The sequence below is a fragment of the Lactobacillus helveticus genome (assembly GCF_046109915.1).
Lineage (GTDB): Bacteria > Bacillota > Bacilli > Lactobacillales > Lactobacillaceae > Lactobacillus > Lactobacillus helveticus.
The window spans coordinates 621,126-635,184 of sequence record NZ_CP151471.1 but is presented as its reverse complement, the minus strand read 5'-3'; the positions used below and the strand labels follow the sequence as shown (position 1 = coordinate 635,184).

At 34.9% G+C, this 14,059-nt stretch carries 14 protein-coding genes and 3 pseudogenes; 14 read left to right on the top strand and 3 right to left on the bottom strand.

The annotated features are described in order from the left end of the window. Positions 1-49: 49 nt before the first annotated feature. Positions 50-1,984, bottom strand: coding sequence for a glucose PTS transporter subunit IIA (locus AADV52_RS03260; protein ID WP_003626438.1), 1,935 nt, complete (start codon positions 1,982-1,984; stop codon positions 50-52). Between the two features lie 195 nt (positions 1,985-2,179). On the opposite strand from AADV52_RS03260, the gene treR reads away from it, so the two are divergent. Beyond that, positions 2,180-2,905 (top strand): trehalose operon repressor, encoded by a 726-nt coding sequence (treR, locus tag AADV52_RS03255; RefSeq protein WP_003626436.1) that lies wholly within the window; start codon positions 2,180-2,182, stop codon positions 2,903-2,905. A gap of 10 nt (positions 2,906-2,915) precedes the next feature. After that, positions 2,916-4,577 carry an alpha,alpha-phosphotrehalase gene (gene treC / locus AADV52_RS03250; RefSeq protein ID WP_014918827.1) on the top strand — a complete coding sequence of 554 codons (1,662 nt, stop codon included), beginning with the start codon at positions 2,916-2,918 and terminating at the stop codon, positions 4,575-4,577. A 46-nt stretch (positions 4,578-4,623) separates the two neighbouring features. Here treC and AADV52_RS03245 read toward each other — a convergent pair whose 3' ends face one another. Next, the gene (locus tag AADV52_RS03245) at positions 4,624-6,195 is read right to left on the bottom strand and encodes an SH3-like domain-containing protein (protein WP_227028422.1); all 1,572 of its coding nucleotides are present in this window, start codon (positions 6,193-6,195) and stop codon (positions 4,624-4,626) included. A gap of 157 nt (positions 6,196-6,352) precedes the next feature. Between AADV52_RS03245 and AADV52_RS03240 the strand changes: the two genes are divergently transcribed. The 7 genes and pseudogenes from AADV52_RS03240 to AADV52_RS03210 all read left to right on the top strand — a co-directional run. After that, on the top strand, positions 6,353-6,790 hold the full coding sequence (locus tag AADV52_RS03240) for a hypothetical protein (protein ID WP_014918825.1): 438 nt from the start codon (positions 6,353-6,355) through the stop codon (positions 6,788-6,790). Positions 6,791-6,950: 160 nt separating this feature from the next. Next, positions 6,951-7,520: a peptide-methionine (S)-S-oxide reductase MsrA gene (msrA, locus tag AADV52_RS03235; RefSeq protein ID WP_003626428.1), complete on the top strand. Its 570-nt coding sequence runs from the start codon at positions 6,951-6,953 to the stop codon at positions 7,518-7,520. After that, on the top strand, positions 7,520-7,888 hold the full coding sequence (locus AADV52_RS03230; RefSeq protein WP_014918824.1) for an ASCH domain-containing protein: 369 nt from the start codon (positions 7,520-7,522) through the stop codon (positions 7,886-7,888). Before msrA ends, AADV52_RS03230 begins: the two co-directional genes overlap by 1 nt. A gap of 29 nt (positions 7,889-7,917) precedes the next feature. After that, positions 7,918-8,301: a VOC family protein gene (locus AADV52_RS03225; protein WP_014918823.1), complete on the top strand. Its 384-nt coding sequence runs from the start codon at positions 7,918-7,920 to the stop codon at positions 8,299-8,301. A 304-nt stretch (positions 8,302-8,605) separates the two neighbouring features. Beyond that, positions 8,606-8,803 carry a YSIRK-type signal peptide-containing protein gene (locus AADV52_RS03220; protein ID WP_079227780.1) on the top strand — a complete coding sequence of 66 codons (198 nt, stop codon included), beginning with the start codon at positions 8,606-8,608 and terminating at the stop codon, positions 8,801-8,803. Further along, positions 8,709-9,257, top strand: a complete 549-nt coding sequence (locus tag AADV52_RS03215; protein WP_014918822.1) for an MBG domain-containing protein — start codon at positions 8,709-8,711, stop codon at positions 9,255-9,257. Before AADV52_RS03220 ends, AADV52_RS03215 begins: the two co-directional genes overlap by 95 nt. A 297-nt stretch (positions 9,258-9,554) precedes the next feature. Continuing rightward, positions 9,555-9,746 (top strand): annotated as a pseudogene (locus tag AADV52_RS03210) (ISLre2 family transposase); the annotation flags it as partial. A 58-nt stretch (positions 9,747-9,804) separates the two neighbouring features. On the opposite strand, the gene AADV52_RS03205 reads toward AADV52_RS03210, so the two are convergent. Next, positions 9,805-10,263 carry a hypothetical protein gene (locus AADV52_RS03205; RefSeq protein WP_014918820.1) on the bottom strand — a complete coding sequence of 153 codons (459 nt, stop codon included), beginning with the start codon at positions 10,261-10,263 and terminating at the stop codon, positions 9,805-9,807. 83 nt (positions 10,264-10,346) lie between these two features. On the opposite strand from AADV52_RS03205, the gene AADV52_RS03200 reads away from it, so the two are divergent. The 5 genes and pseudogenes from AADV52_RS03200 to AADV52_RS03180 form a co-directional block, all read left to right on the top strand. After that, the gene (locus AADV52_RS03200; protein WP_014918819.1) at positions 10,347-11,279 is read left to right on the top strand and encodes a helix-turn-helix transcriptional regulator; all 933 of its coding nucleotides are present in this window, start codon (positions 10,347-10,349) and stop codon (positions 11,277-11,279) included. Positions 11,280-11,351: 72 nt separating this feature from the next. Next, positions 11,352-11,738: a hypothetical protein gene (locus AADV52_RS03195; RefSeq protein WP_006351716.1), complete on the top strand. Its 387-nt coding sequence runs from the start codon at positions 11,352-11,354 to the stop codon at positions 11,736-11,738. A 131-nt stretch (positions 11,739-11,869) separates the two neighbouring features. Then, positions 11,870-13,234 (top strand): NAD(P)/FAD-dependent oxidoreductase, encoded by a 1,365-nt coding sequence (locus AADV52_RS03190; protein ID WP_014918818.1) that lies wholly within the window; start codon positions 11,870-11,872, stop codon positions 13,232-13,234. Between the two features lie 132 nt (positions 13,235-13,366). Next, positions 13,367-13,653 (top strand): annotated as a pseudogene (locus AADV52_RS03185) (zinc-binding dehydrogenase); the annotation flags it as partial. Then, a pseudogene (locus AADV52_RS03180) lies at positions 13,644-14,027 on the top strand (MATE family efflux transporter); the annotation flags it as partial. The pseudogenes AADV52_RS03185 and AADV52_RS03180, both read left to right, overlap by 10 nt. Positions 14,028-14,059: the final 32 nt, after the last annotated feature.

Below are 14,059 nucleotides of genomic sequence, written 5' to 3'. Positions count from 1 at the left end.
CAGGAAAAATTATAGAGCCTTAATTGAACTCGCACTTTTTAATACATATTTACTTTACAGAACCTGGACGCTTCTTCTTTTCAACTTTTTTACCCATAGTCATGTTGTCATTGTAACCCCAAACCCAGGTAGCGATGAAGGCTACAATAATTGATACAGCACTAGAGATTAAGAAAGTGTAGAAACTGTTGAGTTGAGTAGGGTGAACTGGGTTAAAGAAACTTGAGAAGCCGATCAAACCACCAGTAAAACCATACATAGTTCCGTGCATCAATCCAGTAACTAAACCACCAAAGGCGGAACCGATACAACCTGAAGCGAAGACTTTCTTAAATCTTAAGTTAATACCATAAAGAGCTGGTTCAGTAACACCGCAGAAGGCTGAAATAGCTGCGGCAATACCTAATTCCTTCATGTCAGCTTTCTTAGACTTGATAGCAACTGCTAAAACTGCAGCACCTTGAGCAACCATAGTTGAACATACAATTGCGTTCAATGCACTTTGACCAGTTCCGGCAATTTGTTGAGCGATAAGTGGAACCACACCCCAGTGTAATCCAAAGATAACGAGCAATTGGTAGAAGGCACCAATGATTAAGCCGCCAACCCAGCCAGATGCGGAAACCAACCAGTTGATGAAGACAGCGATACCATTAGCGGCACCTTGAATAACTGGACCAGTAACTACTAAGGTGATAGTAGATACAGCCAAAATGGTAATTAATGGAATAAAGATCATTTGTAAGTAGCTTGGTAGAACTTTCTTAAGCCATTGCTCACATTTTGCAGCTAGCCATGCAGCTAAAATCATTGGGAAAATGGAGTAACTGTAGTTCAAGAATTGGAAGTTCCAACTACCTAGATTGAACATCATTTTTCCTGCTGTACCCCAAGAAATCATTTGAGGGTAGGTGATAAAACCACCGATTACAGCAGCGATAATTGGATCACTGTTTAATCTCTTAGCTGCGGCAAAACCAACCATAATAGGAAGGAAGAAGAAGGCAGAATCTGCCATTGCACTGACAGTAATGTAAACGGGACTTTTTACATTTAATAAAGCACCGAGTTGTGGCAGGGTCAAAAGTGCGAGCAAACCCTTGATAATACCTGATGCAGCAATTACACCAATTACTGGGCTCATTGAACCAGTAATAAATCCGATTAAATTACCAAATGCTCTTGAAACATGATTTTTGCCATCGTCTTGGTTAGTTGGTTCAGGAGCAGGATTGTTGCCTAATCCAGGAAGCTGCTTCATTACAGCATCGAAGACATTAGTAACTTCGTTACCGATTACTACTTGGTATTGACCACCAGCGTGCATAATGTCCAAAATTCCGCGTTGATTCTTTAACTTGTCGTCATTAGCTTTTGATTCATCCTTTAAGTTAAAACGTAAACGCGTAATACAATGAACCAAGCTGTTGATGTTATCCTTGCCACCAACATTTTTAATGATAAAAGTTGCAAGTTCATCATAAGAGAGTTTCTTGTCTGAAGTATCTTCTTCATCTTCTTTTAGATAAGCATGAGCAACCACATCGCCAGTTTTGGCAGGCCCTTCTTCGACATCGAGTCCATCAATCTTCATACTAGAATTGGTAATCAAAATCATAATGGTAGTATCAAGACCTTTATTTTTAATAAAATCGAGATCCATAGTGGCGATATCTTGTCCTTCTTCAACAGTATCGCCATTTTTAATTAAAACTTCAAAAGGTTCGCCGTTAAGGCCTACAGTGTCAACGCCCATGTGGACTAAAACTTCTAGTCCATCATCAGTGGTAATACCAATTGCATGCTTAGTTTCAGCAATCATTGTCACTTTGCCGCTGACTGGTGCGACAACTTCACCATCAGATGGAGTAAGACCGAAGCCTTGACCCATTGTTCCTTTACTAAAAATAGGATCGCTTGTTTTGCTTAATGCAATTACTTCTCCGTTAGCAGGTGCAAGTAATTCAATTTCACCATGTCCCATAAAAAAAGCCTCCTCGTTAACTTAAAAAACGCTTTCATTCAACTTGTTGATTATTATAATAAACATGTATATACATGCTGTCAAGATATTTTTTGAAAATGGTTACTTTACTGATAAATTAGTAAATAAAATAATTATTTACATGTCCATACATGAATAATATAATAAACTTGATTTGAAGAAAGGAAAGATAATATGGCTAAATCAAAATCAGATTTAATTGCTCAAGATCTGGCCTTAAAGATTCAGCACAAGCAATTTCAGTGGGGCGAATTTCTACCTGGTGAAAATCAACTGGCTGAGTTATACGGTTCCTCACGTGAGACCGTGCGTAAGGCACTAGAGCAATTAACTTCTTTAGGATTAATTCAGAAGATTAAAGGAAAAGGTTCAATAGTTCTGGACCTGGGAAAATATTCTTTTCCTATATCAGGGATTTCCAGTTTTGCGGAATTAAATAAGTCGCTGGGAATGAATGCTAAGACTGAATTGCTGGATTATGAAAAGATGGAAGATCTGCCTTCTTTATTTAAGAAGCATTTTCCAGAGCAGGAAAAGCAAGCGGGTACTTATATTGAACGTTTACGTTTAATTGATGGTGAACCAGAAGTGCTTGACTGCGATTTCTTATTTAATCCGCCAATTAAAGATTTACCTAAGGAAGCTGCTGAAAAATCTATTTACGTATACTTAGAAAATGAATTAGGATTAGATATTTCGTATGCAACTAAGGTAATTACTGTAGAAAAAATAGATAAAGAATTACAGAATAAATTGCAGTTATCAGATAAGATGGCTGTTTTGATTGCTAGTCATAATTTCTTGGCGGACACAACTTTGTTCCAATTAACTTTATCTTTCCACAATCCAGATAAATTCGAATTTATTGATTTTGCACGAAGACAAAAAATTAAGTTTTAGGAGGATTTATATGAATGATTTAGGCAAAAAAGTTATTTACCAAATTTATCCCAAATCTTTTTATGACTCTAATGGTGATGGAATTGGCGATATTCCAGGCATTATTCAAAAAATTGACTATATTAAGAAACTTAATGTTGATATGCTTTGGTTTAATCCATTTTTTGTATCGCCGCAGAATGACAGCGGCTATGATATTGCAGATTACTATAATATCGATCCTCGCTTTGGTACGATGGCTGATTTTGAAGAATTGGTTGCTAAATTAAAGGAAATCGGTGTTGGCGTCATGTTAGATATGGTGCTTAATCACTGTTCTACTGAGAATATTTGGTTTAAAAAAGCATTGGCAGGGGATGAAAAGTACCGCAAGTTTTTTTATTTGAGAAAGGCTAAGCCAGATGGCAGCGTACCTAATAATTGGCAAAGCAAATTCGGTGGTTCTGCCTGGGCCAAATTTGGTGATACAGATTATTATTACCTTCATTTATATGATCCAACTCAGGCTGACCTTGATTGGCATAATCCTGAAGTTAGAAAAGAGTTGTTCAAGGTAATTAACTTCTGGCGCAGCAAGGGCATACATGGCTTCCGCTTTGATGTAATTAATGTTATTGGCAAGGATGAAGAATTGGTTGATTCAACTGATCCAGTTGAAGAAAAAAGTTTGTACACAGATACTCCTGTAGTTCATAAGTATTTAAAGGAAATGAACGCTGCAACTTTTGGTCAAGATCCCGATTCTGTAACAGTAGGAGAAATGTCATCAACCACAATTGCTAATTCAATTGAATACTCCAAGCCAAGTGAACATGAATTATCCATGGTCTTTACTTTCCATCATTTGAAAGTTGATTATAAAGATGGTGAAAAATGGTCTAAGATGCCATTTGATTTTATGAAGCTCAAGGAATTATTTACTGAATGGCAAGAAAAGATGGACCAAGGTGGGGGTTGGAATGCGCTATTTTGGAATAATCATGATCAACCTTGGGCGTTGAATCGTTTCGGTAATACTGGAAAGTATCGTGAAAAGTCCGCAGAGATGCTTGCAACTGCAACTCATTTAATGCGTGGTACGCCATACATTTATATGGGTGAGGAAATCGGAATGATGGATCCAGATTATTCATCTATGAATGATTACGTTGATGTTGAAGCAAAAAATGCATTTAAAGAATTAACGGCAAAAGGCATGAGTGAAAAAGACGCTTTTGAAATCATTAAGACCAAGGCAAGAGATAATTCACGTGTGCCAATGCATTGGGATGATAGTCAATATGCTGGCTTTAGCGATGTAAAGCCATGGCTGATGCCAACTGATCAAAAGCAAGTTAATGTAGAGAAAGAACTATCAAGTGGCGAAATTTTTGACTATTATCAAAAACTAATTAAGTTGCGTAAGAATGAAAAGTTAATTTCTGATGGGCATATTAAGATGTTCTTGAAGGATCATCCACAAGTTTTTGCATATGAACGCTTCTTAGATAATAGTGATAAAAAATTATTAGTCTTTACTAACTTCTATGGCAAGGAATGTCAGGCTAAATTACCTAAAGAATATGTTAATAAGAACTATCAAGTTTTAATTAGCAATTATGAACATAACAGTAACCAATTTAAACAAGAGATCATCTTAAAGCCGTATGAGGCTTTAGCAGTTGTGATTTAGATAAGATAATAAAAAAGAATTGATAATCATAGTTAATTTGTGATTATCAATTCTTTTTATTTTGTTGATTTTTTATTTGTAGCAATTCGGGTCTGCGTGCCAATTCAATATAAGGGCGATCATTTTCTACAGCTATCCCTTCGGTTTCGCGCAAGGTATGAAATTGGTAGTGCTGTATGAGTTTTCCTGGATGGGTAATTATGAATAAATTATCGTTAAAAGCTAGGTAAAACTTAGAACGACTAGAGGTAAAGCCTTGCAGAGGTGAATTGTTTTTTACAAAATCAGATTGAGTTGCTCCGATTTCTGTTGGCATCCATGTATTTCCGTTTCGACTTAATTTCCAGTATTCATATAATCCTTTGCTGGCATTATGAAAAGTAACGTACATTAAGTGACTATTAATAAAGCAAGCGTTATGAAAATAGCGTGGATAATAGCTAGAACGATTCCATACTTTTATAGTCCAAAGATGGTTAATTTGGTAGTTTTTTCTAGAAATTTGAAAAATTTCTTCGGATTTATCGGGATTAGCTTCTTTGTTGCTGCTAGCCAGTACATAAATATATTTTTTAGTCATGCCGATAGATTGTCCGTGCCCCAGCTTCATATATGGAGATATTGCAATATTGCGTGATGTGTTTTTAAATTCTCGCCACTTCATAGTAAGTAAATTTTGTGATTTAAGTGGATCGGACAAATGATTGAGATTATAAGTAACTAGATGTCCCCATTCAACGTTAGGTTCACTGAAATATGAAACAGTTAATTGATTTTGTTTAAGGCTGATCCCTTGAGGAATAACTCCTATTTGATTAAGAGGAGTAGGTTGGGGCGTTAATGAATGAAAACGAGGTTGGTAAAATTGGGTTATCATCAAATTATGCTTATTATCATAATATCTATTAATTTTGGTTTCAGGCTGATAATTATTTTCGGGATTCCAATTTGGAGAAGAAGATTTGGAACTACCAGAGAATGTTTTTACTAAAGAAGGTCCAGCAATAGCAGTTCTGTTTGCGACAGTAATGCCTTCGTTTAAATTAGGTCTAACATGAACGTTGATTGTTGTTTTTAAATGATGGTATTTTAATTTAATTGTAAATTTCCCAGGAGTTGTAGAATTAACAAAATTTTGGGATGCAGATACTTTTTTAGGATCGATTAAGGTGCCGTGCTTGTCTGCAATATAAGAAATTGCATCCCTCACTGGGAAAGAGTAATAGGGATTACGAGTTAAAGATACATGCTTTGCCGCAAGTAGTTTGCTACGTAAAAAGAATTTTTCATTAACCCAACCAATTTGTCTACCGTTGACTGTTAATTGATAAAAACGTCCTTGCTTGGTTTGCGCTGATTTAAGAGATTGAAGCAAACCGTTCCTGAAATCCTTGGTAGAAGTGAAAGCATTGATACCACCGTCTTTAGAAATATTGCGATAAATTGGAAAATCATGGAGTCCAGCCAATTTAGTTTGAACATTAGTGTAAGTAGTTACTGGTGCAGGCTTTAACACGATAGATCCGTTTTTTAACGGATTAATTTTTAAAGGTAAATAAAAATATAGAATGAATAAAATTAATATCGGTAAAATTATAAAATATAAAAACTTTTTCATGATATTCATATTATCTACTAAATCTAAGGACGTGACTAAACTATTTAGATTATAGATGTAAGATTAAGAGGTTTAATTGAATCTTGAAAGCTTTTTTCATTGATAAAATTCTGTATAATAAAGCTTAAGCATATTAAAGGAAGTTGATTAATTAACTATGTTAAAAGAAGAGAAGAAATTTGATCAATTTGGGCAAAAATTATTTATGCAAGGCACTTTGCAAGAATTTGAAAAGAAAAATGGCCCAATTAAGGGTAGAATGGCAATTACTGAGGGTAAAATTCCACCTGAAATGTTAAATAAATTGCAACCTGAATTAATGAAAAATCCTAAATGGAAAGTAGTCGAAGGCAGTTTTGATTTTTCAAACTATACTATTGGGATGGTAGTAGGTCTTAATCCAATCAAGCCATTGAGTGAAGGATGGCTAGTTCCTCAATTAGGTCATCCCGGTGGACAACCAGATAAGCATTGGCAGGAATTCTTTATGGAAAAAGTAATGAATTTAATTGACGAAAATGGTCATATTGATTTGCCATTGTTTACTTGGATTTCAGATAAGAATGATTTGACGAAATCTGCAAAAGATATGTAGTAAAAAAGCCACTTAGAAGGATGAAAGACCTTCTTGGGTGGCTTTTTGCATTTTATTTTAAAAAATTATGAAAAATTATTATAATCTAGTTTATAATTCGGTTTAAGATTGAAAAACGAAAAAAACGAAAACTTCACGGAATTTGGAGGAATTTAAAAGAATGACAGAGAACAACAAACAAGCCAAAGCCACTGATACCAAGCCTAAAGGCGCATTAGACACGGCAATCTTTGCTGGGGGATGCTTTTGGTGCATGGTGAGCCCATTTGATAAGCTGCCCGGAATAGAAAAGGTAGTTAGTGGGTATACTGGTGGCCATGTTGCCAATCCAACTTACGAAGAAGTCTGCACGGGTAAAACTGGGCATACAGAAGCCGTTGAAATTACTTTCGATCCTGAAAAAATGCCTTATCAAAAGTTGCTTCAATATTATTGGCAGGTTACTGATCCCACGGATGCAATGGGGCAGTTCCAAGATCGTGGCGATCAATATCGTCCCGTAATTTACTATAACTCACCAGCACAGAAGGAAGCTGCGGAGAAGTCCAAACAAGAATTAGCTGAAAGCGGCAAGTTCGATGATCCGATTGTAACGCAAATTGAACCAGCTCAACCATTTTATCCAGCAGAAGAATATCACCAAGATTTCTATAAAAAAGATCCGCTTCGTTATGCAATGGAAGAAGCGGGTGGCCGAGAAAAATTTATCAAAGAACACTGGGATAAATAATGAAAGCTTTGTCTGTGCGTGGTGACTATGTCATGCAGATGATTAACGGCACCAAGAAAATAGAATATCGCACGTGGAAAACTAATTATCGCGGACCGATTTTGATGTGCTCTACGGCAAAAAGAGTGCCGAATTCTGCACCAGGATATGCACTTTGCGTGATGGATCTGTATCGAATAGACTGGAATGATGTCGATCAATGCTATTATTGGTACATTAAACTTAAGAATTTGATTGATCCGATTAAAGTAAAAGGACAGCTTAAGCTTTTTAATGTTGATGATGATGTAATTATTCCAATTAAGAGCTCAGAATTTGAAAAACAAGTTATTCCATTGATTTATCGTTCCAAAAATAAAAACGTTTAATAATATAACTTATGTAAAGCAGTGAAAATATGACAATTATTGCTTTGGATCATTTTGTAATTACTGTGACTGATTTAAATAAATCTAAGAATTTTTATCATGAAATTCTAGGATTGCCTATTGTTGATGAACAAAATGGCTTCGTTTCTCTTCAATGTGGTGATCAATTAATTCGACTGAGAAAAAAGACTAATGGGGTTAACGCAATTGTGGCTAAACAATTGGAAACGGGAGTTTTTGATTTTTGTCTTCAAACTGATCAACCTATTAAAAATGTGATAGCTAAGTATAAATCAAATAATCAAAAGATTATTTCAGGCCCAGTAGAGAAGCATGGTGCACATGGAAAAATGACTTCTGTCTATACTAGGGATCCAGATGGAAACTTGGTCGAAGTCTGTTCTTATGAATGATTACTATATAGCTAGTGCTAAACATTGAGAAAAGGTTCATTTTTTAATATTAAAAAATGAAAAAAGCTGATAAAACTTTGTTCTGTGAATGAGGATATCAGCTTTTTTCTGTCTTAAATCAAATATTAAAAAATAACAATTTTTAAGAAAATTAATATAAGCCCAATGGTACTCTTATTACATATTACTTATAAAAAGTAATAAAATACTTAAAAAAAGATATACATAATGATCTATTAATACTTATAGCTATGTTAAATATATTCATATAGAATAAACATGCTTTAAGTGATGTGATATTAAGATGTTATCTGAAAATAACTATAATGAGAAAATAAGGAAATCTAATAATAAAAGAAATAAATCTTCAATTAGGAAACTATCAGTTGGAGCTGTCTCAGCTTTGATTGGAGTTTCTTTTTTCTCAAGTAGTGAGTGCAGATACCGGAATAAATACTGCTGGTGCTATAAGTCATCATGTAGTATGTGCAGATACTGCTGATAATAGCAGCAACGGACATAATAATCCGGCAACTGATTCAGATACTTGGCAAATTGGAAGTCAAAACGCTAAGGAATATGACGGAAAAGAAACTAATAAGATTGATGTCAATAAGTTTAGTTTGTCAGATGGTGATAAAAAACTAAATACCAGCAGCATCAATAATGATAGCTTTCAATGGGTTGATAAAAATGGTGATGCTATTGTAGAAAATCCTAAAAATGTTGGTACATACTATGCTAAATTAACAGATTCAGTTGCTAAAAAGTTGAGAAAAGATAATCCTACTTTATCCAAAGATCCAGGAATTGTTGGTACTTATACAATTGCTCAGGGTAAGGCAAGCGCTGAATTAAGAGGCTATGATTCAAAAGCAGCGGATGCTGGATTTAATGCAGTGGCTAAAAGGTATGAAGATTTAGGATATGTGGTAGAAACCACAAAGACTGGATAATGATAAGCCAGTTCAACCTGAAACTGTTGAAACAAACGATAATTCCTTGCCTCAATCAGGAGAAGAATCACTTTCATGGCTAGGCATACTTTTATCAAATCTAGGCTTAGGCAGCATGTTTATTAAGCGAAAAAAGAAATAGCTATACTCATCAATGATTGCTAAGTGTAAAATAGTTTGCGGTAACGTTTAAATATAAATCAAAAAGAGTCAAATCCATTTTAGGACTTGACTCCAAAACAAAAAGACCAGTAGTCTGATGTTAAGAACAAAAAACACATTAGAAGCTGGTCTTTTATGGAATCTATTATAACTGATATCGTGAAAATTATTAAGTCTGAAAATAATGTTATTGCTCGTGAAAAGGCATTAATGTGCTACTTCTTTGATTTGATTAGAGAATTAATGAAATTAGCACTAGAAGAAGTTGATGCCGACTTAGTTGAAGAAACTAAAAAGCAAGGCTATCAGATTGAAAAGAAAAATAAGCTAGTCTTTCGACCAGCTTATTTTTTAATGCGGCAGTTATTTAAATAACTGGGCAAAACTAAAACTTAAATTTTCGCATAAAGATTGGATGGGTACGATGATCAAGATAGCCAGCCTCTAACGGAGTGATTTCCAATACTCTTAGATCTTCTTTAGCCACTTCAACGTTATCAGCATATATTTCATTTAAGTAATCGTTTTTTTCAAATATTTCATCAATGTATTCATGTCCAACATTTTGGATAGTGCCGCGGATAGAAAAGCCACATGAATCCATGGTGCCATTACCTTTGTAGTCATTAACGATGACCTTTGGTTGTTTGATTAAATCTTTGAAGAATGGATTTTGACTTGAAGTAGCGATATATAGTTTTCCATTCTTGTTTAAAAGCAGATCACATACTTGAGCACTTGGTTCACCACGATGAGTAGTGGCAACATCTACATTATGAATTTGCTCTACAGTGAAGTCTGAGAATTCTTGATTAGTAGTTTGATTAGTTAAAATATCCACCATAATAATACCTTCCTTGCTCTAGTAGCTTGTTAGTTTTATTATAAGCTTAAAGACTGACATGTTTTGACAGGAAAGACTAGAAAATGAAAAAATCTGAACGACTTAACCAAGAATTGATCTATCTAAGCGATAAAAAAGTATTTCACTTAAAGGAATTAGAAGAAGCTTTTGCTATATCTGAACGCACTGCTTTACGGGATATTGCGGATTTGGAACAATTAGGATTAGCTTTTTATAGTGAAACTGGTCGTAGTGGTGGTTATCACATTACTAATAGTAAACTGCTATTGCCAATTCGTTTTAATACAGCAGAAATTAATGCTATTTTCTTTGCCCTACAGGCGATTAAAAATATTAGTGAAACACCGTATAGTAATGCATATCAAAAAATTCAGGTCAAGTTATTAAAGAATTTGCCTACTAGGTTGCAGAAACAAATAAATCTTCAGGAAGAATTTGTTCAGTATGTTAGTCAGCCTAGTTTGAATAAAGTGACATTTTTTGATTTGCTACTTAAGGCATGCATTAATAATGATTTGGTATTGGCTGAAAATCAGCAGTTTATTAAAGAAAAACAAAAGTTGCAACTACTTGATTTGTTTTATCAAGCAGGGAATTGGTTCTGTCATGCTTATAATTTAGATTTGAAACGTTGGTTTGTTTTACGTCTGGATAAATTTAAGGTGGTCAAACAACTGAAACCTGATCGAGTAATAATGAGTAAAAATGAATTAAGTGAAAGCTACCAAGAATATGAACAAAAGCATTATTGTATCCCATATCAGTGTTTATTAACTAAAGCTGGCGAGCAGAAAGTAAAATATAATTCATATCCAATTATGAAAGTGATTCATAACCGACAAGGAATTTACTTAAATGGCAGTTACAATAAAGAAGAACTGCATTATCTAGTGGATTATTTGATTTCACTTGGTTCTGAAGTAAAGATAATTAAGCCAAGAGAATTAAAAGAAAAATATTTGGAAAAGTTGCAACGAATTATCCAGCAATATTAATTTTGAAATTCTGTCATAACTTGGCGGTGTTTAGGAATATAGTTGAATAGCAGAACATAGGAGGTAAAAATCATGACAAAAATAATGAACGAAGATTTTTTAGATGTTTTACAAGACAAAGGGCCGGCAACGATTGTCTCGATTAATGGTAATCCAGCTAGCGTAGTTAATACTTGGTCACAATATATTAACGTGGTTTCTGATGATATAATTTTGATTCCAGCTGCGGGGATGCACTCGATTGAACAAGATTTTGAAAAAGATCCAAAACATGAACTGATCATTACGATTGGTTCTTACAATTATTCAGGAACCGCTGGAATGGGTCGCGGTTATCATATTCATGGCAGTGGTCAATTCATTAATGAAGGCGCATATTTTGATCAAATGAAAGCCCAATTTGATTGGATTCGCGCTGTATTAGTTGTGAAGATTCATGATGTTGAGCAGAAGATATAGCAAAAAAGTTTGGAGCGTCAACTCCAAACTTTTATTTTTAATCAATTTATTGAGCAAAATATGATAGACATTAAGTAATAAGTGTTACCCTTAAAAATGTAATGAAGAAACTATTGTGTTAGGAGGATTTTATGGATAAACGTAAAATTGTAATTGTTGGTGCTTCACATGGTGGTCATGAATCAGCAATTGAGCTGTTGGATAAATATAATGATGTAGATGTAACTGTTTATGAAGCTGGCGACTTTATTTCATTTATGTCCTGTGGTATGCAATTATACTTAGAAAATAAAGTTACGGCTGAAGATGACGTCAGAAACTTTGCTCCTGAAGATGTTGAAAAGAAGGGCGGTCATGTTTATGCCAACCATGAAGTAACCGCGATTCATCCTGAACATAAGACAGTAACAGTTAAGGATTTAACCAATAATTCTGAAGAAGAAGTTCAATATGATAAGTTAATTCTTTCATCAGGTGTAACGCCAAAGGTTTTACCAGTACCTGGCAATGATCTTAAGAATATCTATTTAATGCGTGGACGTGATTGGGCTTCTAAGTTAATGAGTGCTGTTAACAATCCAGCAATTAAGAATGTTGCTATTGTTGGTGCTGGTTATATTGGTACTGAAGCTAGTGAAGTATTTGCTAAAGCTGGCAAGCATGTAACTTTAATGGACATGATTGATCGTCCATTAGGAACTTACTTGAACCCTGAATTGCTTGATGTTTTGGAACCTACCTTTAAGAAGAATATGGACTTGAAGATGGGTGTTAAAATTGAAGGCTTCAACGGTAATGAAAAAGTTGAAAGCGTCAAGACCGATCAAGGCGATGTACCAGCTGACTTGGTTGTTGTTTCAGCAGGGGTAACTCCTAATACTGATTGGCTAAAGGGCACCGTTGATTTAGATCAAAGAGGCTGGATTAAGACTGATCCATACTTGAGAACGAATGTTAAAGACGTTTACGCTATTGGAGATGCAATTTTGCCACTTTCTATTCCAGTAGGTAAGCCAATGCCAATTGCTTTAGCTACTACTGCTAGAAGAGAAGCACAATATGTGGTTGATCATATCTTTGAAGATAAGCTAGATCGCGCTTTCAAGGGTGTTATCGGTGCTTCAGCTCTTAGCGTCTTTGACTATCACTTCGCTACTGCGGGATTAAATAAGTTTTCAGCTGCTAAGAATAAGCTTGATTATCAAACTAGCTTCTATGAAGATCATATGCGTCCAGCTTATGTTCCAGAAGCAGATAATCCTAAGGTATATGTCAGCTTAACCTTTAATCCATATACTCACCAAATCTTAGGCGGTGCTGTCCTTTCTAAGTATGATATTACTGCTCAAGGCAATGTTTTAGCTTTGGCAATTAGTCATAAGATGCGCTTGGAAGACTTGGCTGAACAAGACTTCTTCTTCCAACCAGGATTTGACCGTCAATGGAGTTTGCTTAACCTAGCTGCTCAACATGCATTAGGTATGGCAAGATTCTAATTTAATCGTTAATAAAAATAAATTATAAAGATAAAAACTAGTCATGTTTTAACAACATGGCTAGTTTTTTTGGCTCTATAATTTTTCCTGTTGATTGCTTATCAATATGATAAGCTGTTAACAGGTTTTTTAGGTTATCATGCAGCACGTGTTGCTAATGTTCAACCAGGAGATTCGGTAATTGTGTTAGGTGACGGTGCTGTTGGTCTTTCCGCAATTATTGCAGCTAAATTGCGCGGAGCTAAACAAATTATTTCAACTAGTCGTCACGCAGATCGTGAAGCTTTAGCACATGAATTTGGCGCAACTGATAATGTTGCTGAACTGCTGAACGTGATGAGGAAGGAATCAAGAAATTGCTTGATGTTACTCGCGGCGGTGCTGATGCAGTACTTGAATGTGTTGGTAGCAAGTTATCTATGCAATTATTGTTGGTGGCTTATTGATCATCTTTGCGCGACCAGTAATTGCTTTATTCATGAATCAGCCTGATATTGTTAATGCTGGTAGCTATATGTTACTAGCGACAATAATTACAACACCAGTTGTGGGGATTGTCTTGGTTTATACAACTATTTTTCAATCAATTGGTAATGTTTGGGGTGCTTTCATCATGGCGATTGCTCGTCAAGGTGTGGTCTACTTCCTAGTTTTGGAATTAATGAAAATAATTTTAAGCTACCACGGAATTGTTTGGTCGCAGGCGATTAGTGATGTTATTACTTGCGTGATTGGTTTCTTGATCTACGAAAAGAGCTTGGATCTGAAGGATAAGATTAAAGATAAAGAATAATTTGTTAGTTTTAAAGCACTTAGTTTTTAATA